At 71.5% G+C, this 20,232-nt stretch carries 24 protein-coding genes; 15 read left to right on the plus strand and 9 right to left on the minus strand.

The window, feature by feature from the left end:
* Positions 1-4: 4 nt before the first annotated feature.
* The 5 genes from DVK44_RS18545 to DVK44_RS18565 all read right to left on the minus strand — a co-directional run bounded on the left by DVK44_RS18545 (position 5) and on the right by DVK44_RS18565 (position 4,283).
* The gene (locus DVK44_RS18545; RefSeq protein ID WP_114660655.1) at positions 5-790 is read right to left on the minus strand and encodes a response regulator transcription factor; all 786 of its coding nucleotides are present in this window, start codon (positions 788-790) and stop codon (positions 5-7) included.
* Between the two features lie 51 nt (positions 791-841).
* The gene (locus DVK44_RS18550) at positions 842-1,024 is read right to left on the minus strand and encodes a hypothetical protein (protein ID WP_114660656.1); all 183 of its coding nucleotides are present in this window, start codon (positions 1,022-1,024) and stop codon (positions 842-844) included.
* Positions 1,025-1,059: 35 nt separating this feature from the next.
* Positions 1,060-2,217, minus strand: a complete 1,158-nt coding sequence (locus DVK44_RS18555; protein ID WP_408055333.1) for a S1C family serine protease — start codon at positions 2,215-2,217, stop codon at positions 1,060-1,062.
* 147 nt (positions 2,218-2,364) lie between these two features.
* Positions 2,365-3,387 (minus strand): LacI family DNA-binding transcriptional regulator, encoded by a 1,023-nt coding sequence (locus DVK44_RS18560; protein WP_114660657.1) that lies wholly within the window; start codon positions 3,385-3,387, stop codon positions 2,365-2,367.
* Between the two features lie 23 nt (positions 3,388-3,410).
* Complete coding sequence (locus DVK44_RS18565; RefSeq protein WP_228447242.1) at positions 3,411-4,283, minus strand: response regulator transcription factor; 873 nt, start codon at positions 4,281-4,283, stop codon at positions 3,411-3,413.
* Between the two features lie 572 nt (positions 4,284-4,855).
* On the opposite strand from DVK44_RS18565, the gene DVK44_RS18570 reads away from it, so the two are divergent.
* From DVK44_RS18570 to DVK44_RS18595, 7 genes are all read left to right on the plus strand, one after another.
* Positions 4,856-5,110 carry a MoaD/ThiS family protein gene (locus DVK44_RS18570; RefSeq protein ID WP_114660658.1) on the plus strand — a complete coding sequence of 85 codons (255 nt, stop codon included), beginning with the start codon at positions 4,856-4,858 and terminating at the stop codon, positions 5,108-5,110.
* A gap of 10 nt (positions 5,111-5,120) precedes the next feature.
* Entirely contained in the window at positions 5,121-6,365 is a 1,245-nt protein-coding gene (locus tag DVK44_RS18575) for a hypothetical protein (protein ID WP_228447243.1), read from the plus strand.
* A 138-nt stretch (positions 6,366-6,503) separates the two neighbouring features.
* Positions 6,504-7,253 (plus strand): LmeA family phospholipid-binding protein, encoded by a 750-nt coding sequence (locus tag DVK44_RS18580; protein ID WP_181957483.1) that lies wholly within the window; start codon positions 6,504-6,506, stop codon positions 7,251-7,253.
* 214 nt (positions 7,254-7,467) lie between these two features.
* Positions 7,468-7,548 (plus strand): putative leader peptide, encoded by an 81-nt coding sequence (locus DVK44_RS37930; RefSeq protein ID WP_366396070.1) that lies wholly within the window; start codon positions 7,468-7,470, stop codon positions 7,546-7,548.
* A gap of 198 nt (positions 7,549-7,746) precedes the next feature.
* Complete coding sequence (locus tag DVK44_RS18585; RefSeq protein WP_114660660.1) at positions 7,747-8,586, plus strand: sulfurtransferase; 840 nt, start codon at positions 7,747-7,749, stop codon at positions 8,584-8,586.
* A gap of 35 nt (positions 8,587-8,621) precedes the next feature.
* A complete protein-coding gene (locus DVK44_RS18590; protein WP_028439550.1) occupies positions 8,622-8,909 on the plus strand; it encodes a DUF1416 domain-containing protein in 288 nt (95 codons plus the stop codon).
* A gap of 137 nt (positions 8,910-9,046) precedes the next feature.
* On the plus strand, positions 9,047-9,322 hold the full coding sequence (locus DVK44_RS18595; RefSeq protein ID WP_114660661.1) for a DUF3099 domain-containing protein: 276 nt from the start codon (positions 9,047-9,049) through the stop codon (positions 9,320-9,322).
* A gap of 499 nt (positions 9,323-9,821) precedes the next feature.
* Here DVK44_RS18595 and DVK44_RS18600 read toward each other — a convergent pair whose 3' ends face one another.
* The 3 genes from DVK44_RS18600 to DVK44_RS18610 all read right to left on the minus strand — a co-directional run bounded on the left by DVK44_RS18600 (position 9,822) and on the right by DVK44_RS18610 (position 12,471).
* Positions 9,822-10,664, minus strand: coding sequence for an NAD(P)H-binding protein (locus DVK44_RS18600; protein WP_114660662.1), 843 nt, complete (start codon positions 10,662-10,664; stop codon positions 9,822-9,824).
* 125 nt (positions 10,665-10,789) lie between these two features.
* Positions 10,790-11,158, minus strand: a complete 369-nt coding sequence (locus DVK44_RS18605) for a DsrE family protein (RefSeq protein ID WP_114660663.1) — start codon at positions 11,156-11,158, stop codon at positions 10,790-10,792.
* Between the two features lie 44 nt (positions 11,159-11,202).
* Entirely contained in the window at positions 11,203-12,471 is a 1,269-nt protein-coding gene (locus tag DVK44_RS18610) for a DMT family transporter (protein ID WP_114660664.1), read from the minus strand.
* 231 nt (positions 12,472-12,702) lie between these two features.
* Here DVK44_RS18610 and DVK44_RS18615 point away from each other — a divergent pair, with 231 nt between their 5' ends.
* From DVK44_RS18615 to ygfZ, 6 genes are all read left to right on the plus strand, one after another.
* Entirely contained in the window at positions 12,703-13,509 is an 807-nt protein-coding gene (locus DVK44_RS18615; protein ID WP_114660665.1) for a hypothetical protein, read from the plus strand.
* Entirely contained in the window at positions 13,509-14,303 is a 795-nt protein-coding gene (locus DVK44_RS18620) for a hypothetical protein (RefSeq protein ID WP_114660666.1), read from the plus strand. Before DVK44_RS18615 ends, DVK44_RS18620 begins: the two co-directional genes overlap by 1 nt.
* Positions 14,300-15,136 (plus strand): hypothetical protein, encoded by an 837-nt coding sequence (locus DVK44_RS18625; protein ID WP_114660667.1) that lies wholly within the window; start codon positions 14,300-14,302, stop codon positions 15,134-15,136. The genes DVK44_RS18620 and DVK44_RS18625 overlap by 4 nt, the downstream gene beginning before the upstream one ends.
* A 373-nt stretch (positions 15,137-15,509) precedes the next feature.
* Complete coding sequence (locus tag DVK44_RS18630) at positions 15,510-16,082, plus strand: FABP family protein (RefSeq protein ID WP_114660668.1); 573 nt, start codon at positions 15,510-15,512, stop codon at positions 16,080-16,082.
* 89 nt (positions 16,083-16,171) lie between these two features.
* Entirely contained in the window at positions 16,172-16,654 is a 483-nt protein-coding gene (locus tag DVK44_RS18635) for a Fur family transcriptional regulator (RefSeq protein WP_114660669.1), read from the plus strand.
* A gap of 79 nt (positions 16,655-16,733) precedes the next feature.
* On the plus strand, positions 16,734-17,744 hold the full coding sequence (gene ygfZ, locus DVK44_RS18640; RefSeq protein WP_114660670.1) for a CAF17-like 4Fe-4S cluster assembly/insertion protein YgfZ: 1,011 nt from the start codon (positions 16,734-16,736) through the stop codon (positions 17,742-17,744).
* Between the two features lie 72 nt (positions 17,745-17,816).
* Here the strand turns inward: ygfZ and dtd are convergent, their stop codons facing one another.
* Complete coding sequence (gene dtd / locus DVK44_RS18645) at positions 17,817-18,254, minus strand: D-aminoacyl-tRNA deacylase (RefSeq protein WP_114660671.1); 438 nt, start codon at positions 18,252-18,254, stop codon at positions 17,817-17,819.
* A 96-nt stretch (positions 18,255-18,350) separates the two neighbouring features.
* On the opposite strand from dtd, the gene DVK44_RS18650 reads away from it, so the two are divergent.
* Positions 18,351-19,076 carry an RsiG family protein gene (locus tag DVK44_RS18650; RefSeq protein ID WP_114660672.1) on the plus strand — a complete coding sequence of 242 codons (726 nt, stop codon included), beginning with the start codon at positions 18,351-18,353 and terminating at the stop codon, positions 19,074-19,076.
* Between the two features lie 75 nt (positions 19,077-19,151).
* The gene (locus DVK44_RS18655) at positions 19,152-20,132 is read left to right on the plus strand and encodes an asparaginase (RefSeq protein ID WP_114660673.1); all 981 of its coding nucleotides are present in this window, start codon (positions 19,152-19,154) and stop codon (positions 20,130-20,132) included.
* Positions 20,133-20,232: the final 100 nt, after the last annotated feature.

Consider the following 20,232-nt stretch of genomic DNA (forward strand, 5'->3'; position numbering starts at 1 on the left):
GACGTCACGACGGGCCGCCGCCGAAGCCACCGGAGGAAGCGCCCGCCCCGCCCGCACCACCGGTACCGCCCGCCGCGTCCGAGCGCAGCGCGTACCCGACCCCGCGCACGGTGTGCACCAGCCGCGGTTCGCCGCCGCTCTCCGTCTTCCGGCGCAGATACATCACGTACACGTCCAGGGAGTTGCTGCTCGGCTCGAAGTCGAAGCCCCAGACCGCCTTGAGGATCTGCTCGCGGGTCAGCACCTGCCGGGGGTGCGCCAGGAACATCTCCAGCAGTGTGAACTCGGTACGGGTCAGCTCCACCCGCCGCTCGCCGCGCGTGACTTCGCGTGTCGTCAGGTCCATCCGCAGATCCGCGAAGGCCAGCACATCGTCCGCCGGGGCCTCGCCCACGTCCGTCGCGTACGAGCTGCGCCGCAGCAGCGCGCGGATCCGGGCGAACAGCTCGTCCAGCTCGAACGGCTTGACCAGGTAGTCGTCCGCCCCCGCGTCCAGCCCGGTGACCCGGTCGCCGACGGTGTCGCGCGCGGTCAGCATCAGGATCGGCACCTTCGAACCGCCGGCCCGCAGCCGCCGGGCGGCCGTCAGTCCGTCCATCCGGGGCATCTGGATGTCGAGGACGATCAGATCGGGCGCGTACGCGGCGGCCTTCGTGAGCGCGTCGAGACCGTCCACGGCGACCTCGGTCCCGTAGCCGTCGAAGGCGAGGCTCCGCTGAAGGGCTTCCCGTACGGCGGGCTCGTCGTCGACGATCAGGATTCTGTGGGGATCGCCTTCGGCGGGACTCATGTGGCGGCTACCTCGTCAGTCGGTCGGTGGTGGTGAACGGTGTGGCGCGTCTCAGCCTCGCACGGCGGCCCGCCGGCGGCGTGCCGCCCGCGTCCTGGGGGAGACGGTACGTACCTCGTCCGCGCGCCGCGTGTGGTGCTGGAGGAGATCCTGTACGAGCGCGAGCGGAAGTGCCAGATCGGCGGGGCCCGCCGGACCGTCGGTGGCGGTCGTCGCGGTGAGATGTGTCGCCATGGTGTGCCTCCTGGGGTTTCCCTGGTACGGACGGATCAGCTGCCGCTGTCGCTGGTGCCGCCGGCGCGCAGCTTCGCGAGGTCCGCCTTGACGGTGTTGACCGGGATGGCAAAGCCGAGGCCGACGCTGCCCGCGCTGGAGCTGGAGCCGACGGACGAGGAACTCGGCGCGTACATGGCCGAGTTGATACCGATGATCTCGCCGTTCATGTTGATCAGCGCGCCACCGGAGTTGCCCGGGTTGAGAGAGGCGTCGGTCTGGAGGGCCTTGTACGTGGTCTTCGAGGACCCGGTGTCGCCGTTGAACTGCTGACCGCCGAACTCGAACGGCCAGCCGTTCCCGCCCTGCTGCTGCCCCTGCCCCTGCTGTCCCTGCTGGCTGTTGCCGTCGTCCTTCGCGACGGTGACATCGCGGTTCAGGGCCGAGACGATGCCGCTGGTGACCGTGCCGGTCAGGCCCTCGGGCGAGCCGATCGCCACGACCTGGTCGCCGACCGCCACCTGGGAGGAGTCACCGAGCGTGGCCGTCTTCAGACCGCTCGCGCCCTCCAGCTTGATCAGCGCGAGGTCCTTGTCGGGGTCGGTGCCCACGACCTGGGCGGTGTACGACTTGCCGGTGCTGAGCTGGACCTTGAGGGTCGAGGCACCGGAGATGACGTGGTTGTTGGTGACGATCTCGCCGTCGGACGTGATGATCACGCCGGAGCCGGTCGCCGCGCCGCTGGCCGATGTCGCGTTGATCTCCACGATGGTGGGGGAGAGCGCGGCGGCGACCCCGGCGACGGTGCCCTTGCTGCTCTGCGCGACGGGCGTACCGCTGATGACCGACGCGGCGCTGTTGCTCGTACCGCTGTCGGTGTACCGGCCGACCAGCGCGGCCGACCCGCCGCCGACGACCGCCGCGGCGAGGGCCACCGCGGCGAGCAGCGCGACGGGGCGCTTGGCACGGGCCGGGGCGGCGGCGGGGGCCGCGTGGTGCGCCGGGCCGGCCGGGGCGGCGGCGACCGTGGGGCCGTACGCGGGGGGCGGGGGCCAGGCGGCCGACTGGTTGCCGTAGGTCTCCGAAGCCGAAGCCGAAGCCGGGGTCTCAGAGGTGCCCGAGGTGCCCGGGGTGCCCATCGCGTTCGCGTTCACGCCTTCGGGCTGCTGCTGCGTGCTGTCACCGTCGCCGCTGCTGCGGTAGTAGTCCGTCATGGGTATGACTCTGGGCGGCGACTATGAGAGGACGCTGAGGACCCGCTGAGAACGGCTGTAAAACCGCGTATGCCCGATATAAAGGCAGGTCGCGAGGCAGACCGGCGACCGCGCGAACCGCACCGCCGGAGCCCCCGGCGCCCTACCTCACGCGCACCCGCACGACCGCCGTACCACCAGCGCCGACGGGAACTGCTTCACCCGCTCCCGGCGCGAGCCCGCGACCCGCAGCCCCTCGTCCAGTACGAGATCCACCGCCGCCCGCGCCATCGCCGGCCGGTCCGAGGAGACCGTCGTCAGCGGCGGGTCCGTGAGACCGGCCTCCTTGACGTCGTCGAAGCCGGCCACCGCCAGCTCGCCCGGCACATCGATCCGCAGCTCGCGGGCCGCCCGGAGCAGACCGATCGCCTGGTCGTCGGTCGAGCAGAAGATCGCCGGGGGCCGGTCCGGGCCCGCCAGCAGCTCCAGCGCGATCAGATAGGCGTCGTACCGGTTGTACGGGGCCTGGAAGAGCCGCCCCTCCACCGACCGGCCCGACTCCAGCATCGCCCGCCGCCAGCCCTCGACATGGTCGGCCACCGGGTCGCCGACCACCGGGGTCGCCTCGATGCCGCCGAGGCACGCCACGTACGCGTGACCGTGCTCCAGCAGATGGCGGGTGGCGAGCTGGGCGCCGCCGATGTCGTCGGTGATGACGGCGACGTCGTCGATGTTCTCCGGCCGCTCGTGCAGCAGCACCACCCGGGCGTCCCACGCGTCGATCTCGGCCGCCGCGCGCTCGCTGGGGCCCTGGCTGACCAGGATCAGCCCGGAGACCCGCATGCCCAGGAAGGCCCGCAGGTAGTGGACTTCGCGCTCGTCGCGGTAGTCCGAGTTGCCGACGAGGACCATTTTGCCGCGCTCGGCGGCGGCCTGTTCGACGGCGTGGGCCATCTCCGCGAAGAAGGGCTGCCGGGCGTCCGGCACGACCATCCCTATGAGGTCGGTCCGCCGTGAGGCCATCGCCTGGGCGACCCGGTCGGGCCGGTAGCCCAGCTCCTTGATCGCGGCGACCACCCGCTCGCGCGTGGCCGGGGCGACCGGCCGGGGTCCGTTGTTGATGACGTAGCTGACGACCGCGGTCGACGTACCCGCCAGTCGTGCCACATCGTCCCGCGTCACCTTGGCCACGCGCGAAGTCTACGCGTGGTGACCTACCGCTGGGCAGGTCGTACGGCTGCTTCTTCGACGGCTTCCGGCCCGATGGCGTCCCGCACCGTGTCCGGTACGGCGTCGAGTCCGGCGGCCGGTCCGTCCGCTCCGGAATGCGAACCGCTGTCGCCGGAAGCGGCCCCGGCCGCAGCGGCGGCGGTCTTCGCCTTGGCGGCCCGGGCGTCCTCGGCGGCGCGCTCCGGCTTCTCCGGCGTGACGAAGCGGTAGCCCACGTTCCGTACGGTGCCGATCAGCGACTCGTGCTCGACGCCGAGCTTGGCGCGCAGCCGCCGTACGTGGACGTCGACCGTTCGCGTACCGCCGAAGTAGTCGTAGCCCCAGACCTCCTGGAGCAGCTGGGCGCGGGTGAAGACCCGGCCGGGGTGCTGCGCGAGGTACTTGAGCAGCTCGAACTCCTTGAAGGTCAGGTCCAGGACCCGGCCCTTCAGCTTCGCGCTGTACGTCGCCTCGTCGACCGAGAGGTCGCCGTTGCGGATCTCCATCGGGGAGTCGTCGGTCGAGATCTGCTGGCGGCCCATCGCGAGCCGCAGCCGCGCCTCGACCTCGGCCGGCCCTGCCGTGTCGAGGAGTACGTCGTCGATGCCCCAGTCGGCGGTGACGGCCGCGAGGCCGCCCTCGGTGACGACGAGGATCAGCGGGCAGCCCGGTCCGGTGGAGCGGAGCAGCTGGCAGAGCGAGCGCACCTGGGGGAGGTCGCGCCGGCCGTCGATCAGGATGACATCGGCACCAGGGGTGTCGACGAGGGCGGGCCCCTCGGCGGGGGCCACCCGCACGTTGTGGAGCAGAAGTCCGAGCGCGGGCAGCACCTCCGTGGAGGGCTGGAGTGCGTTGGTCAGAAGCAGCAGAGAACTCATCGCCGCCCACCTGCCTCGATTGCCTGGGTCGGACTGTTGTCGTACACGGTTCGCTTGCCCATTACGTCGGTTCCTCCTCGGTCCCTGCGAGGACGTATGCGGCACTGCTGGGTAACGCGGTAACGCGGTAACGCCGGTAACGCGGGTATTGCCGGTAACGCGGGTGCTGCTGGGTCCTTCGGTCCTTCTGTCCGTGAGTTCCGTCTGTGTCATCTGTCTGTAACAACAGCCGGGAAACACAAAAGGACCCGGGGGCGACATTGCCCGGATCCTCTTCCGAGGAGAATAACCCACTTGTGTCCCCGCGCAGAGGGGCAATGTCGCAGATCACGAGATTGCCGGCGCGCGCGGAGCGCCCGGCGCACGCTTCCGGAGGCGTGTTCGGGCCCTCATCCGGGCGGTGTACAGGCTATGTACGGCAGGTTTCGCGGGGTTTCGCCGGCACGGTGCACAGGGGGCGCACAGATGCGCGGATCTTCTCCGCCATCATGGAGGGAGAGCCACCGGGGGCACGGGGCGCGGGGACGGACGAACGCGGTGTACGCGGCGAACGCAGTGAGGAGGGGCCGGACATGGCGTCGGGCACGATGCGCTACTGGGCCGCGGCCAAGGCCGCGGCGGGGCTCGCGGAGGAGCCGTACGCGGCGGAGTCGCTCGCCGAGGCCCTGGAGGCCGCTCGGGTGAAGCACCCCGGTGAACTGGCCCGGCTGCTGCGGGGATGTTCCTTCCTTGTCGACGGTGACCCCGTCGGTGCCCGCGAGCATGAGACCGTACGCCTTGCCGAGGGCGGCACGGTCGAGGTGCTCCCGCCGTTCGCAGGAGGGTGAACCGCAGCACATGAGCAACGATCAGCAGTATCCGTACGGAGGCCAGGGGGCCGGGTCGCAGGGGCCTCAGGGCTCCCAGGGCTGGACCGAGCCTCAGCAGTCGGCGCCGGGGCCGGGGCAGGGCCAGCGGGAGGCTGTCGCCGCGCAGACATGGGAGGGGCAGACCTGGGACACGCAGTACCAGCCGCAGATCCAGCGGATACAGCCCCAGGCGGCCCAGGCGCAGGCGCAGGCGACCCCTCAGGCGGCGTCCCAGGCCCCTCAGGCGCCTCAGGGGCTCCACCGGACCGGCCAGGCGCCCCAGGCCGCCCAGACGGCCTATCTGCCGCCACAGGGCGCGTTCGGCCCGCCGGAGCCCGCGCCCGGCACCCCGCCGCCGGGCCTCGCGCCCACGACCGCACCCGCGCCCGCGTCCGCACCCGTCGGCGCCGCCGCGTCGCCCGCCGACACCAGCGGCTACGGAGCCCCCACCACCCTGGGCAACGCCCGGATGACCGACGCCCAGCGCGCCCGCGCCGAGGGCCGCTCGCCGATCATCCCGCCCGGTATCCAGCCGGCCGGGCTGACCGCGCTGCTCGGCCTGCTGCTCGCCGGGGGCGCGGCCATCGGTCCGTACGCCCTGCTCGTTCCTCTCGTGCTGCTCCAGGCGGTCACGGCGGCCGGCTGGTTCCGGCTGAACGGCATGTGGCCGGCGCGGCAGGGCATCGCGCTCGCCTTCCTCGGCGGGCTCGTCTCCGATGTGGTGCTGCTGGCGGCGGGCCGGGAGAACGCCGCCGCCGCGATCCTCGGCACGCTCGGGGTGTGGGTGCTGCTCGTCGTCGTGCTCCAGCTGCGCAGCCACGCGAGCGCCGACGAGCGGATGGCGGGCCTGATGGCCGCCGTCGCCTCCGCCGCGCTGGCGATCCTGGCGACCGGCCATCTGGCGGCCGTACCGGACGCGGTGGTCCTCGGCACGCTCGCGGTCGGCGCAGCCACCGTGGTCCGCGCGCTGCCGCTGCCGTCCTTCGTCACCCTCGTCGTGGCGCCGCTGGCCGGCGCGGTCGCGGGGTACGTGGTGACCGCCGCCGGGGTGACGGAGCTGAGCGGCACCAACGGCGGGCTGCTCGGGCTGGGCGCCGGGGTCTGCGCGCTGATCGGGCTGCGGGTGGCGAGCTACGACTACCCGTCGAAGTTCGTGCACATGACCGCCGGGGTGGCCCTGCCGCTGACGGCCGCCGCGCCCGCCGTCTATCTGCTGGGCCGGGCGCTGGCCTGAACCGTGCTGACCTGATCATGATGGCCGACGGGAACCGTTTGCCCCTGCCGGGCGTCGATGACTCCGGCATGGGGCATCCTCGGTGACCGGAGCTGCCACTCACCACTCACTACGACCAGTACGGGGGAAGTCCGGGAAATGCGCGCACTGCGAACTCTGCTGATACTCGTCGTGATCTTCGGCGGGCTCTTCGTCGCGGCCGACCGGGCCGCCGTCTACTTCGCCGAGGGGCAGGTCGCGCAGAAGATCCGGTCGAGCCAGGGGCTCGCCACCGACCCCGAGGTCTCCATCAAGGGCTTCCCCTTCCTCACCCAGGTCCTCGACTCGAACCTCACCGAGGTCCAGGTCGGCCTCGGCGGCGTGAACGCCACCGTGGACGGCCAGACGGTAGAGGTGACCGAGGTCAACGCGATCCTCAAGCGGGTCAAGATCGACAGCAGCTTCACCTCGGCGACGGCCGGGGAGGCCGACGGCTCCGCGCAGATGTCGTACGCGGCCCTCCAGAAGTCGGCGCCGAAGGGCGTGACCATCGGGTACGCGGGCGCCGAGCGCGCCGCCAAGGGGCAGGTCAAGCTCTCCGGCTCGCTGGCCGATGTCGCGGAGGGCGCCGGCTTCCCCTTGCCCGCCGCGCTGAAGCCGCTGGTGAACGGCGAGAAGCTGACCGTCTACAGCACGGTCGAGCTGGTGAACGGCGACACGGTCCGCTGGAAGGCGGAGAATCTGCCGACGCTGCCGATCCCGGGCCTGGAGGCCCAGATGCGGGACGTGCTGGACCGCGACATGAAGATCGACGGAATGCCGTCGACCGTCAAGCTCGACAAGGTCAGCGCGGCCGAGGACGGGCTCCGCTTCACGGGTACGGGGACGGACGTCTCGCTCACCAGCTGAGACGGTGGTGTCCGTGGCGCAGCGGTGGGCAGGATGACGGGCAGTGCGGGAGGGGCGGCTGGGAGCCGGCCGGCCGTCCCGCACGCCCCACGCCTGCCCGTTTCCCCTTCGGCGCCTCTTCGCGGAGCTTTGGTGTCTCGACAGATGGACGATCGCGTCTCATGATGCGACACGGCGGTGACATGACCGCCGAGACCTACCTACGATCGGACATATGAAGCGTCAGGCGGACCTCACGAAGCGGCGGGCAGTGGACCTGTGCCGCGTCGCCGCCATGCTCTGTCGCACTCACTGAGCGGACCGTCCCGCGCGTACGAACGCGTACGCGTCGCCGTTCCGCTTCTCCCGGGCTTTCCCGGGCCCTTCGAGCTTCCTCAGGGCCCTCAGGAGCGCACTTTTCCCGCGCCCCGGACCCGGCCCCCGCTCAGCTCAGCCCGCTCAGCTCAGCACCCGCCCGCACCATCTCGCCGCAACTGCCCCGGAGGAGAAAAGCATGAGCCGTAGTGACGTCCTGGTAGACGCCGACTGGGTCGAGGCCCACCTCGACGACCCGAAGGTAGTCATCGTCGAGGTCGACGAGGACACCTCGGCCTACGACAAGAACCACATCAGGAACGCCGTACGGATCGACTGGAAGAAGGACCTCCAGGACCCCGTCCGCCGCGACTTCGTCGACCAGGAGGGCTTCGAGCAGCTCCTGTCGGCCAAGGGCATCGCCAACGACGACACGGTCGTGCTCTACGGCGGCAACAACAACTGGTTCGCGTCCTACGCGTACTGGTACTTCAAGCTGTACGGCCACGACTCCGTCAAGCTCCTCGACGGCGGTCGCAAGAAGTGGGAGCTGGACTCCCGTGACCTGGTCGAGGCCGTCCCGTCCCGCGAGGCCACCTCGTACACCGCGCAGCCCCAGGACACCTCGATCCGCGCCTTCCGCGACGACGCCGTCGCCGCGATCGGCACGCAGAACCTGGTCGACGTGCGCTCGCCCGACGAGTTCAGCGGCAAGCTGCTCGCCCCGGCGCACCTCCCACAGGAGCAGTCGCAGCGGCCGGGCCACATCCCGACCGCGCGCAACATCCCGTGGTCCAAGAACGCCAACGACGACGGCACCTTCAAGTCGGACGACGAGCTGAAGGAGCTGTACGAGACCGAGCAGATCGACCTGGCGAAGGACACCGTCGCGTACTGCCGCATCGGTGAGCGCTCGGCGCTCACCTGGTTCGTGCTGCACGAGCTGCTCGGTGTCGGCAACGTCAAGAACTACGACGGCTCGTGGACCGAGTACGGCTCCCTCGTCGGCGTGCCGATCGAGCTGGGTGCCAACAAGTAAACCCGCCCCGACCTGCGACAGAAGGACTGAACAGTATGTGTGGAGCACAGGCCGGCGGCCCGGACGCTTCGACGATCAAGCCCGGCGAGACCACCATCCAGGGTTCCGTGACGCGTGACGGCGAGCCCGTCACCGGTTACGTACGCCTGCTGGACTCGACCGGCGAGTTCACGGCGGAGGTGCCGACCTCGGCGACCGGCCAGTTCCGCTTCTACGCGGCCGAGGGCACGTGGACGGTGCGCGCCCTCGTCCCCGGCGGCACGGCGGACCGTACGGTCGTCGCGCAGACCGGTGGTCTCTCCGAGGTCGCGATCGCGGTCTGAGTTCCGCGCGCGGTTCGTACGTATTAACAACCGGCCGGAGGGCCGTGCCCCAGGGAGTTGGACGCTTCCACCGGGGGGCACGGCCCTCCGCGCCGTTCTCCCCGCCGTTTCGGCGCGGCCGGTCGTACCCTGAGGGTATGTACGCGCGACGCCGTCGCGGCTACTTCGTGATCATGGGCGGATGCCTGATCCTCTTCGTCTCCGCCTGGACCTTCGTGCGCATCTGGTCCCTGCCGGCCGCCGTCGCGCTGTGCGTGGTGGCCCTGCTCCTCCCGCCGATCGCCGCCATCGTCGGCAATACGCGCGGCAAGGACGACCGCTGGTGGGACGAGCCGCCGGAGGACCCCGAGACCCGCGAGGCGCGGAAGTCGGCGGCCTGGCTGGACGAGCTGGAGCGCAAGAAGCGCCGTTAGGGCGCGCGGGGGGTGGTAGCGGGCGGGCTCCTCCAGCCTTTGAGTGTCGCGCCGGAAGGGGGGCGACTGTGCGTCCAGGAGTGCTCCTTATGCACCTCAGGACACATGAGCCGTCGTGAGGGCCCCCGAACAGGCCGCCAAACTGCCATATACGGGACAAACAGGCGGCCGCCGAGACGAGCCGGGCCGCCCCCTTGGGGGGTGCGTGCCCCGCAGGGGCCTGCCGACCACCGGGCCGCCGGACCCTGGGCCGAGTTGTAGTGCGGCGGGCCCTCCGGGCAACCCCCTCCCACCCGGCCGCCCCTCCCAACAAGCCGCGCTTGCGGCTCCGGGGCAGGTGTCAAGGGTGGGCGCAGCCCATCGCGCAGCGACGCGACGTTAGGAGCGCCCTTTACTCCTGGCACGGAGACGCGACACTCACAGCTGGAGGGGCGGCCCCACTCCCCACAGCCTCAGCCACGGCTCCCCCAGCCCCAGCCCTCCACTCGTCGCGCCTACGCTACGGCCGGAACGCGTCGGCGTGTTCCGTAGCCCACCGGTGGAACGGCAGGGCGGGGGCGCCCGTGAGGCGGGGGACCGTGTCGCGTACCGCGCGCAGGGCGTCGTTGACGTCGCCGCCCATCAGGTCGAGTACGGCGTCCGCCTGCTCGGCGCCCAGGAACGCCGCCATCCCCGTGTGCGCCTCCGCCCGGCTGATCTCGGCGAGGGGTACGTCCCGGCCCAGCGCGGCGCCGATGGCCGCGGCCTGCTCGCGGGGCGTGATCCGCGCCGGGCCGGTCAGCGCGTACGTCTGCCCCTGATGCCCGGGCTCCGTCAGCGCCAGACGGGCGACGGACGCGATGTCCGAGGGGTGGACGGCGGGCAGCCCGATGTCCGCGTACGGCACCCGGACCGGCTGGTGCGCGCGGATCGCCGGTGCCCACCACAGGGTGTTCGAGGTGAACTGTGTCGGCCGCAGGATCGTCCAGGCCATACCGCTGTCCTTGAGCAGCCGCTCGGTGGTCGCGTTGTCCACGGCGGCGGGCAGATGCGGGTGCGTCTCTACGGTGACCGACGAGACGAGGACGACATGCTCCACGCCCGCCTCCCGGGCGGCGGCCAGGATCGCGGCGTCATCGCCCAGCCGCGACACCAGGAACAGGGCGCGGACCCCGTCCAGCGCCGGCTTCAGCGAGTCCGTACGGGCGAGGTCGGCCGCGACGGCCTCGACCCCGGCGGGGAAGGCGGTGGCGGCCCGCCCGGCGTCGCGGGTCAGGCCGCGCAGGGGGCGGGCGCCGTGCCGGTGGAGCTGGCTCAGGAGGGGGGTACCGATGTTTCCGGTCGCGCCGGTGACAAGGATCATGACAAGGACGGTAGAACCCCAACCGCCCTTGAGATCAAGGGATGGCGTCCATACGTCCGTTACTTATCGCTGTCCGTCGCGGTCCGCCGCTGCCCCTTGCGTACCCCTCCGCTGCCCCCCCGCCATCAGTAGACGAGCGCCTGGACGCCGTCCGCCATGATCTCGCTGACGAAGACCTGCGCCCCGGCGATCCGTACGCCCTCCAGCACGTCCTTCTCCTCGATCCCGCGCCGCGCCGCGCACTGCGTGCACAGCGTGATCCGCCCGCCCGCCAGGATCGAATCGACGAGATCGGGCAGCGGCGCGGCATGCGGCAGCTCGAACTCCGCCGCCCGCCCCGGCAGCGCGAACCACGCCGACTCGCCCGTCAGCCAGAACGACACCTCCACCCCGCTGGCCACGGCGACGGCCGCGACGGTGAATGCCTGGGAGCAGCGCTCGGGGGAGTCGGCGCCGGCGGTGACTTTGATGACGAGCTTCTTCGCGGAGGGCATGGCCGCATCGTAATCCGAGGCTCACGGGCTCCGAGGCTCACGGCCTAGGACCGGTCACGAAGCCACCCTGGGCGCGTCAGTGTCGTGGTGGGGGTGTCGATGCCCGATTCCGTCTGCTCCACTCCCGCCGTCGTCGCCAGCTCTTCCGCGCGCGGCCGGCGCAGCGTCACGGTGCCGAACGCTCCAGCGCCGTGATAGACGACCCGCACGGGCGTATGCGTGTCCTTACGCGGCGCTGCCCATTCCAGCCTCGGGTCCGGTACGGCGGCCTGCTGGAACGCCGGCGCGTAGTCGGGATACGGCGGTATGACCGGGCCACCGTGGGCCAACGGCCGCTGCGCCGAGGCCTGTTCGGCGTCGGCGCGGGCGTCGGCACCGGCAGTGGCGTCGGCATCGGCGTCTGCACTGCTGCCGCCGCCGCTGGTCACCACGACCGTCACCCCGACGACGATCAGCACCAGCCCGGGCACGGTCGCCACTTCGAGCTTCTGCCCCATCAGCCACCACGCGCCGAACGCGGCCACGGGAGTCTCCAGCAGGAGCAGCACGCTCATCGTCGTCGCCGATATCCGGCCGAGCGCGAAGTTCATCGCGCCGAGCCCGAGTATCTGCGGGAGCAGGAGCAGCCCGAGCAGGGCCAGTTGGGTGTCCCGGTCGAAGCCGGTGAGCGGGATGTCGGCCAGCCAGCAGACGGCCAGCAGCTCCAGCCCGCAGACCAGCGAGGTGAACGTCGAGTAGAGCGGCGCGCTCACATCCGCGCGCGACCGTTCGCTCAGTGCGGTGTACGCGGCCTGGGCGATGGCGCCGAGGAGGGCGAGCAGATCACCCAGCAGCGCCGTACCGCCCGCCCGGATGTCCAGGCCGGCGGCAAGGGCGGTGCCCGCGACGGAGAGCGAGAGGCCGGTCCATGCCCTGCGGGAGGTACGTACCCCCTGACCAGCGGCGATGAGGGCCTGCCAGACGGGCTGGGTGGCGACCAGCGCCGTGGACATGGCGACCGTGGTCAGCCGGGTGCTCGTCATGAAGGCCGCGAAGTGGAGGGCGAGCGCCGTGGCCGCGAGGGTGCCGAAGACCAGCGGCACCCACTGCTCCCGGCGCAGGAGACGGCGCTCGCCGCGTACGACGCGCTTCACCTCGCGGCGGCGCAGCAGGAGGAGCAGCGGCCCGAGGAGGGCGAAGCCCAGGGCGTTGCGCCAGAAGGCCATGGCTAACGGTGAGGCGGTGGCGAAGGCGGTGAGCGGGGCGGTGGCCGAGATGGAGAGGACCGTGATGGTCATCGCCGTGACGGACAGGGGATCGACCTTGGATTTCATACGTGTTTTCTGTGCCGTGGGGATGGGTGGCGTGGGGGAGGCGTGGGGGGAGACGTGCGAGGGATGCCATCGGTTTCGATGTGGCCTGTGTTGTTCGTGGGGCCACCAGGACGCGTGTGCCGAATCGTGATCCGCCGACGTACAACCGCGTGGCGATGCCGCTGGTCAGGTGGGTGCGCGGGAAACGGAACCCGCGCTTCGGAGAGTCAGCATCCTTGGGGGGAAGCACACTTGGACACCACACACACGGAGCCACAGACGGAGCCGGAGGCGGAGCTACAGACGGAGCCGGAGCATCAACCCGCCGCACACCCCGCCCCGCGCACCCGAAGACGCGGCCGTACGGCCCTGCTCATCGCCACCGCCGCCGTCCTCGGCATCGTCGCGGGCACGGCCACGGGGTACGCGGTCCAGGCCGACCGCGACCCGACCCCACTGCCGGTGCTTGCCCAGCCGGGCGGAGTGCCGTACCCGGCGAAGCCCCTCGCGGCGAGTGGCGGTGCCGGTGCCAAGGCGGCCGTCGATCCGCCGGGGACGGTCCGGGATCTGCGGAAGCTGCTGATCGGCCGGCCGGCGGGGAGCCGCGCCCACGAGCCGGAGTCGATGGAGGACGGCTGGATGTCCGTGGCGGGGTACGCCCAGTACTTCAATTCCCCGGTGGACACCTTCACCTGGCTGGTCGGCGACGACGTGCGCCGGATCGCCGCGACGTCCTGGCTGGAGGGCGAACACCGGCAGGTGGACGTGATGTTGGTCGAGTTCCAGCCGGGCGCGTACACCACCGTTCTGAAAGAAATCGACACGGTGCGGTCCCGTGGCTATACGGACGTGACGAGCGGTGGCGCGGCGGCGGGCAGCGTCAGAGGCGGCTACTACCTCTTTGAACCCCGGCAGGAGGCCGGCTTCCTGCCGGTCTACCAGGCCCTGGGGTACGCGGGCCGGGGCGATGTGAAAGTGGAGATCCATCTCTACGACTCGCGGCCCATCGCTGAGCGCGACATCAGGAAGCTGACCGAGCGGCAGTTGGAGCGCCTGTGATGAACGAGTCCGAGGCCGAGGACGTCTCGAAAGTGGTGCCCTGCGCCCCGTCGCGCTCGCGACGGCTCCTCGGGACGGTGCTGCCGGCCGTTCTCGTGGGCGGAGCCATCGGTGGAGGTCTCGCCTTCATCAAGATCACGGCGGATGGCGCCGACCGGGACGTCACCGCCGCCATCAGGGAGGAGGACGACCCCAAGCCGGGCAAGGACCCCGCCGCGCCTGTCGGCAAGGGACGCGCCGTCACCGAACTGACCAAGAAGCTGCTGCCCGTGCCGTCCGGCTACCGGCTCGGCCCCGATGTCAAGGGGATGAGCAACGACGGTGAGTTGACCGCCGAGCAGCTGAAGCGACGGCTCGTTGCCCAGCTGACGGGGGGCACCGCAGTGCAGCGCGACCGTTTCGGGGACCGGCTCGGAGGAATGGGCGTCAAGGGGATGGCCGTCCGTACGTACAGTGCCGACAGCCGCCGTCTTGTCGTCGAGGTGGCCGTCAGCCAGCTGACCAAGCCGGGGGCCACCCGCCTCTGGCACGAGTCGTTCGTGGAGGCGGCACGGTTGACGGAGCGGGAGGGACCGTCCTTCGGGAAGGGGATCAAGGCTGCCTGTTTCCGGCCCGCCCGGGCATCGGAGGACATCGCGCCGGGTCTCCGTTCGATGATGTGCTCCGGGTACGTGGACGACATCGTCGTGAACCTCACCGCGCAGGGCAGGACCGATGACCTCGACGCCGGGGAGGTCGCCAAGCTGATGCGGCGGCAACTGAACCACCTCGCGTCGCCCGGGAGATACGTATGAGCGAGCAGTCCGTCACCACCGCCGAATCCTCGCCGGAGGCGACCCCGGAGGCGACCCCGGAGGCCACCTCCGCACCGCCCCGGCGCGTCCTGCGGGCCGTCGCCCGCTGGACGGTCGCCGCCGCCGTGTTCGCCGGGCTCGGCGGGGGAGTCGCGTACGGCATCACCTCGATGGAGCGCGGCGACGTCCCCGGGCTCTCCACCCGGGGCGACGGCCGCTGGGACTACCCGCGCCTGACGCTGCCCGCGCTGCCCGCCGGAGCACCGCGCCCGTACACCGAGGGCAACAGGGCGCAGATCCACTACGCCGACGAGCGCGACCTGCTGCTCCCCGCGCCCGCGGGGGCGATCCCCGACAAGGAACTCACCGGGGGCCGGGTCGGTGTGAAGCGGCTGCTGGCCGAGTTCGACGCGGAACGCCGTACGGAACTGGGCGAAGTGCTGCGGGACCACGGCGTACGGCAGGTCGTGTCGCGCGGCTGGACCATGCCGGACGGCACCGCCGCGCGCATCCACCTGGTGCGCTTCCCGTCGGTCGGGCACGCGTACTCCTTCGTGAACGAGAAGGTCGTGGAGCAGCTCTACGGCTCCCCCATGACGGCGGGGCCCGACACCGAGCAGGACCCCGGGTGGACCGACGGCGGGGCGGAGGCCGTACTGAACACCACGGCGTACGTCTTCCTGGAGCCCGAGCCCTACGGGGCGACCCAGCTGCGGCAGGCGTATGTGCTGGCCGGGGACATGGTCGCGGTGATCACACACGAGAAGAAGGGCGGCACCCCGGCCGTGCCCTTCCACCAGACGGTGATCCTCCAGAACCAGCTGCTCGGCTGAGAGCGCCGGGCCACGGGCGTACGGGCGTACCGGCGTACGAGCGCGCGGGCCCACGGGCTACGAGGCACCTCCCCGCTTCCCGCCCGGAGTACCTCGCCGAGAGAGCCGGGCCCCCACCCATTAGGCTGGGGCCCGGCTCTTGCCGTCCGTACCGGCGGCTCTGGTCCCGCCCGTACCGCTCGTACCGTTCACCCGAGGAGCACCCCGTGCTTGAGGCTTTCTTCACTACTCTGCTGATCCTCGTCTGCGTCGGCGTGCTCGCCTTCACCGGGCTGGCCGTGAAGAAGCTGTACCAGGGCCAGCGCTGACCCTCGTCGCCGTAGACCGTCCCTGACCGTCCCGCTCGCCACTACAGATCGCCTGAGCTGCTCCCATGATCGAGATCCCGTCCGACCTGCACCCGGACCTTGTCCCTCTCGCCTTCCTCCTCGGCGACTGGCAGGGGGTCGGCGTCTTCGACTTCCCCGGTGACGAGAAGGCCAACTTCGGCCAGGAAGTCAGCTTCAGCCACGACGGCCGGGACTTCCTCGAATACGTCTCGCACACCTGGGCGCTCGACGGCGAGGGCAACAAGGTCCGGCCGATCGAGTCCGAGTCCGGCTACTGGCGCGTGGACAAGGACCGCAAGGTCGAGATCGTGATGGTCCGGGACCAGGGCGTGGTGGAGATCTGGTACGGGGACCTGGGCGCGACGAAGCCGCAGATCGACCTCGTGACCGACGCGGTGGCGCGTACGGCGGCCTCCGGTCCGTACAGCGGGGGCAAGCGGCTGTACGGGTACGTCAACAGCGACCTGATGTGGGTGGGCGAGAAGGCGACCCCCGAGGTCCCGCTGCGCCCGTACATGTCGGCGCATCTGAAGAAGGTCGTCACGCCGGACCAGGTCGCCGCGTGGGCGAAGGACCTCGGGGATCTTCCGGACGACGGGATCGCGTTCTTCAAGTAGGAACGGACGCGCGCTTCAAGAGGGACGGAAGCGCGCCCCGGTCCGTCGGCACGGTTCACCGTGCCACGCCGCCTGCCTACACTGGGTCCGTGGTGAGCACTGACTGGAAAAGCGATCTGCGGCAGCGCGGCTACCGGCTGACCCCGCAGCGCCAGCTTGTCCTCGAAGCCGTCGACACCCTCGAACACGCGACGCCGGACGACATCCTCTGCGAGGTACGGAAGACCGCCTCCGGAGTGAACATCTCCACCGTCTACCGCACGCTGGAGCTGCTGGAGGAGCTGGGCCTCGTCTCGCACGCCCACCTCGGGCACGGCGCGCCGACGTACCACCTGGCGGACCGGCACCACCACATACACCTGGTCTGCCGGGACTGTACGGAAGTGATCGAGGCGGACACCGCGGTCGCGGCGGAGTTCACGGCCAAGCTGCGCGAGGACTTCGGGTTCACGACGGACATGAAGCACTTCGCGATCTTCGGCCGCTGCCGGGACTGCGCGGCGAAGGCGGCGAGGGCCGCCAAGGCGGCGAGGGCGGCGGACGGGGCCGACGGCTCGGGTTCCGGGTCGTAAGCGACGCTGTCGCCGCCGCTCGGCGCTGCCCTTCGCCGCCGCCGGTCATCGTCGCCGCGCCGGTCGTACGCTGAACAGCATGCAGCCTCATTCAGCGACCGGTTCCACGACCGGCCCCACGCCCGTCCCCAGCCCCCTCCTCTCCCTCCCCGGCGCCGTCGCCGCCGACGGGCAGGACGAGGGGGTCGCCGCGCATTACGGTGATCTCTTCCGCGAGCAGCGCGCCCTCGCCGCCGGCACCGGCCTTGTCGACCTCTCCCACCGGGGCGTCCTCACCGTCACCGGCGACGACCGGCTGAGCTGGCTGCATCTGCTGCTCACCCAGCACGTCAGCGAGCTGCCGGCCGGCCAGGCCACGGAGGCGCTGGTCCTCTCCGCGAACGGCCATATCGAGCACGCGCTGTATCTCGTGGACGACGGCACGACCGTCTGGGCGCATGTCGAGCCGGGGACGCGGGAGGCGCTCGTCGCGTATCTGGAGTCGATGAAGTTCTTCTACCGGGTCGAGGTCGCGGACCGTACGGACGACTTCGCCGTCGTCCATCTCCCGGCGGGCTCCATCGCGGACATCCCGGAGGGCGTGGCCGTACGGGAGGTGCCGTACGGCAGGGACGTCTTCCTGCCCCGGGCCGACCTGGAGGCGTACGCCGCCGCGCACGGTCCCGCGATCGGTCTTCTCGCGTACGAGGCGCTGCGGATCGAGGGCCACCGGCCGCGCCTCGGCTTCGAGACCGACCACCGGACCATCCCGCACGAGCTGGGCTGGATCGGCGGCGCGGTCCACCTCCAGAAGGGCTGCTACCGGGGCCAGGAGACCGTGGCCCGCGTCCAGAACCTGGGAAAGCCGCCGCGCCGGCTGGTCTTCCTGCACCTGGACGGCAGCGATGTCCACCTCCCCGGCCACGGCACCCCGCTCCGGCTCGCGGCGGACGGCGCGGAGGGGCGGCAGCTCGGCTTCATCACGTCCTCGGGGCGCCACCACGAGCTGGGGCCGATCGCGCTGGCCCTGATCAAGCGCAATGTGCCGCTGGACGCGCAGCTGCTGGCGGGGGACACGGCGGCGGCACAGGAAGTGGTCGTGGAGCCGTAGGCCGCGCCCCTTGGGTGGCGCACGGCCCGTAGCCCGTAGTGCGTGACCCCTTGGCCCACGCCGCTCACCGCGTCACATGTCGATGATCACCGTGAACGGGCCGTGATTCGTGAGCGAGACCCGCATCTCCGCTCCGAACCGGCCCGTCTCCACCGTCGCCCCCAGCTTCCGCAGTTGCGCCACCACCTCATCCACCAGCGGTTCGGCCACCTCGCCCGGCGCCGCGGCGTTCCAGGTGGGGCGGCGGCCCTTGCGCGCGTCCCCGTAGAGAGTGAACTGCGAAATCACCAGGAGCGGGGCGTTCACCTCCGAACAGGACTTCTCGCCCGCCAGCATCCGTATCGACCAGAGCTTGCGGGCGAGCCGCTCCGCCTGCTCCGGGGTGTCCTCGTGGGCGACTCCCACCAGCACACACAGGCCCTCGCCGGTGATCAGGCCGACGGTCTCCGGCCCCGACTCCGTCTCGACGACGACGCTCGCGCCGTCCACTCTCTGCACCACTGCTCGCATACGAACCAACCTATCGGGGGCCGAACGGGTGCAGAGCGCCCCCATGGGCGGCGGCGGGAATGGCACGATGCACGGGAGCGAGGGGAAGTACGCGTGATGAGCACATCTGGCGCCGGACAGCTGCCTGGGCAGTCGTCCGGCCAGCCGTCCGGGCAATCGGCCGGGCCGCCGTCCGGGCAGTCGTACGGGCCGCTGTCCGGGCTGCCGTCCGGTCCGTCGTCCGGCCGGCTGCCCGACCGCCCGCCCGGTCCCGTACCGACGACCCGTACGACGGCCGGCACCGGGGGCCATGACCCGGGCGGGGGCGGGGGCGGGGGCGAGAGCGGCGTGCTGCCCGCGCCCAAGCCGTACGACTTCACTGTTCTGCGCCTGCCCGAGCTGCGCGCGCTGTGCCGGGAGTCGCAGCGCGACGAGGCCGATCTGAGCTATCTGCGCCGGCTGTTCCAGGGCCGGATCGACATCCTGCGGGCCGAGTTGGCGCGCCGTACCGCGCCCGAGACGCCGGTGGTCGACCGGCTGTCCGAGATCCTCGCGGACACCCCCTCGCGGCACCGCTCGTCCGCCCGCCATGTCACGCTCTCCACGCCGCGCGGCGAGGAGTTCCGTACGCTGGCCGCCGAGACGCTCGCGGAGGTGGAGCTGTCGGACCTGGAGGCGCGTACGGACGACGAGTTGCGGGCAGCCATGAGCCGACTGGTCGGAAACGAAAGGCAGTTGTCACGCAGACGCCATCAACTGCAACGTACGGCCGATGATTGCAGCGCGGAGATCGCGCGCAGGTACCGTGAAGGTGAAGCGCGGGTGGACGACCTGCTCACATAGGGCCGCGCTGGGTGCCCCGCACCCCGCACCCCTGCAACCTGCCCCGCACCCCGCACCCGCATCGGAAGGCCGACGATGACCTCCAGCACATACGCGATACCGCCCGCCGCCGCCGTCGAGCCGCCGGTGCTCGCGGAGGTCGTACGGTCCGGCTTCGTGGAGGGCCGGCACCGCGGGTCGCTGGTGCTGCTCTCGGCGGACGGCCGGGTGGAGCTGGAGCTGGGTGACCCCGAGGCGCCGGTCTTCCCGCGCTCCAGCAACAAGCCGATGCAGGCGGCGGCCGTGCTGCGGGCGGGGCTCGAACTGGCGGAAGAGCGGCTGGCGTTGGCGGCGGCGAGCCACTCGGGCGAGCCGTTCCACCTCGACCTCGTCCGGACGATGCTCGCCGAGCACGGCCTGACCGCCGACGATCTCCAGACCCCGCCGGACCTGCCGCTGGACCCCGCCGAGGCGGAGACGTATCTCGCGGCGGGCGGGGTACGGGAGCGGATCACCATGAACTGCTCCGGCAAGCACACGGCGATGCTGGCGGCCTGCGACCGGAACGGCTGGCCCCGGGAGAGCTATCTGGACCCGGGGCACCCGTTGCAGAAGCTCGTCCTGAGTGTGGTCGAGGCGACGGCGGGGGAGCGGGTCCCGGTGGTCGGTACGGACGGCTGCGGCGCCCCGCTGATGGCGCTGAGCCTCACCGGTCTCGCCCGCTCCTTCCGTCACTTCGTACTCGCCGCGCCGGGGACGCCCGAGCGCCGGGTGGCGGACGCGATGCGCGCGCACCCCGAGTACGTCGCGGGGACGCGGCGCTCGGACACCTGGCTGATGCGGGAGGTGCCCGGCACGCTCTCGAAGATGGGCGCGGAGGCCGTACAGGCGGTGGCGCTGGCGGACGGCCGCGCGCTGGCCTTCAAGATCGAGGACGGCGGGGCGCGGGCGCTGGGTCCGGTGCTGGCGCGGGCGCTCCAGCTGCTGGGCGTGGAGGCCGAGGTGCTGTCCCGGATCGGCCGGGCGCCGCTGCTGGGCGGCGGCGAGGTGGTCGGGGCGGTACGGGCGGCGTTCTGAGCGGAGGGCCGACGCCGGGCCTGGTCCGGACCTGTTCGGGCCTTTGCCTCTTCGGGCCCGCGTCTGTCCGGGCCTGCGCCTGTTCGGGCCTGCGCCTGTT

Origin of the sequence: Streptomyces paludis (genome assembly GCF_003344965.1) — a bacterium.
Classification (GTDB): Bacteria; Actinomycetota; Actinomycetes; order Streptomycetales; family Streptomycetaceae; genus Streptomyces; species Streptomyces paludis.

What these genes read in the sequence shown, in the direction of transcription:
- DVK44_RS18545 (WP_114660655.1), bottom strand. Translation starts at nt 790, where the DNA reads ATGAGTCCCGCCGAAGGCGATCCCCACAGAATCCTGATCGTCGACGAC.
- DVK44_RS18550 (WP_114660656.1), bottom strand. Translation starts at nt 1,024, where the DNA reads ATGGCGACACATCTCACCGCGACGACCGCCACCGACGGTCCGGCGGGC.
- DVK44_RS18555 (WP_408055333.1), bottom strand. Translation starts at nt 2,217, where the DNA reads ATGACGGACTACTACCGCAGCAGCGGCGACGGTGACAGCACGCAGCAG.
- DVK44_RS18565 (WP_228447242.1), bottom strand. Translation starts at nt 4,283, where the DNA reads ATGAGTTCTCTGCTGCTTCTGACCAACGCACTCCAGCCCTCCACGGAG.
- DVK44_RS18570 (WP_114660658.1), top strand. Translation starts at nt 4,856, where the DNA reads ATGGCGTCGGGCACGATGCGCTACTGGGCCGCGGCCAAGGCCGCGGCG.
- DVK44_RS18575 (WP_228447243.1), top strand. Translation starts at nt 5,121, where the DNA reads ATGAGCAACGATCAGCAGTATCCGTACGGAGGCCAGGGGGCCGGGTCG.
- DVK44_RS18580 (WP_181957483.1), top strand. Translation starts at nt 6,504, where the DNA reads ATGCGCGCACTGCGAACTCTGCTGATACTCGTCGTGATCTTCGGCGGG.
- DVK44_RS37930 (WP_366396070.1), top strand. Translation starts at nt 7,468, where the DNA reads ATGAAGCGTCAGGCGGACCTCACGAAGCGGCGGGCAGTGGACCTGTGC.
- DVK44_RS18585 (WP_114660660.1), top strand. Translation starts at nt 7,747, where the DNA reads ATGAGCCGTAGTGACGTCCTGGTAGACGCCGACTGGGTCGAGGCCCAC.
- DVK44_RS18590 (WP_028439550.1), top strand. Translation starts at nt 8,622, where the DNA reads ATGTGTGGAGCACAGGCCGGCGGCCCGGACGCTTCGACGATCAAGCCC.
- DVK44_RS18595 (WP_114660661.1), top strand. Translation starts at nt 9,047, where the DNA reads ATGTACGCGCGACGCCGTCGCGGCTACTTCGTGATCATGGGCGGATGC.
- DVK44_RS18600 (WP_114660662.1), bottom strand. Translation starts at nt 10,664, where the DNA reads ATGATCCTTGTCACCGGCGCGACCGGAAACATCGGTACCCCCCTCCTG.
- DVK44_RS18605 (WP_114660663.1), bottom strand. Translation starts at nt 11,158, where the DNA reads ATGCCCTCCGCGAAGAAGCTCGTCATCAAAGTCACCGCCGGCGCCGAC.
- DVK44_RS18610 (WP_114660664.1), bottom strand. Translation starts at nt 12,471, where the DNA reads ATGAAATCCAAGGTCGATCCCCTGTCCGTCACGGCGATGACCATCACG.
- DVK44_RS18620 (WP_114660666.1), top strand. Translation starts at nt 13,509, where the DNA reads ATGAACGAGTCCGAGGCCGAGGACGTCTCGAAAGTGGTGCCCTGCGCC.
- DVK44_RS18625 (WP_114660667.1), top strand. Translation starts at nt 14,300, where the DNA reads ATGAGCGAGCAGTCCGTCACCACCGCCGAATCCTCGCCGGAGGCGACC.
- DVK44_RS18630 (WP_114660668.1), top strand. Translation starts at nt 15,510, where the DNA reads ATGATCGAGATCCCGTCCGACCTGCACCCGGACCTTGTCCCTCTCGCC.
- ygfZ (WP_114660670.1), top strand. Translation starts at nt 16,734, where the DNA reads ATGCAGCCTCATTCAGCGACCGGTTCCACGACCGGCCCCACGCCCGTC.
- dtd (WP_114660671.1), bottom strand. Translation starts at nt 18,254, where the DNA reads ATGCGAGCAGTGGTGCAGAGAGTGGACGGCGCGAGCGTCGTCGTCGAG.
- DVK44_RS18650 (WP_114660672.1), top strand. Translation starts at nt 18,351, where the DNA reads ATGAGCACATCTGGCGCCGGACAGCTGCCTGGGCAGTCGTCCGGCCAG.
- DVK44_RS18655 (WP_114660673.1), top strand. Translation starts at nt 19,152, where the DNA reads ATGACCTCCAGCACATACGCGATACCGCCCGCCGCCGCCGTCGAGCCG.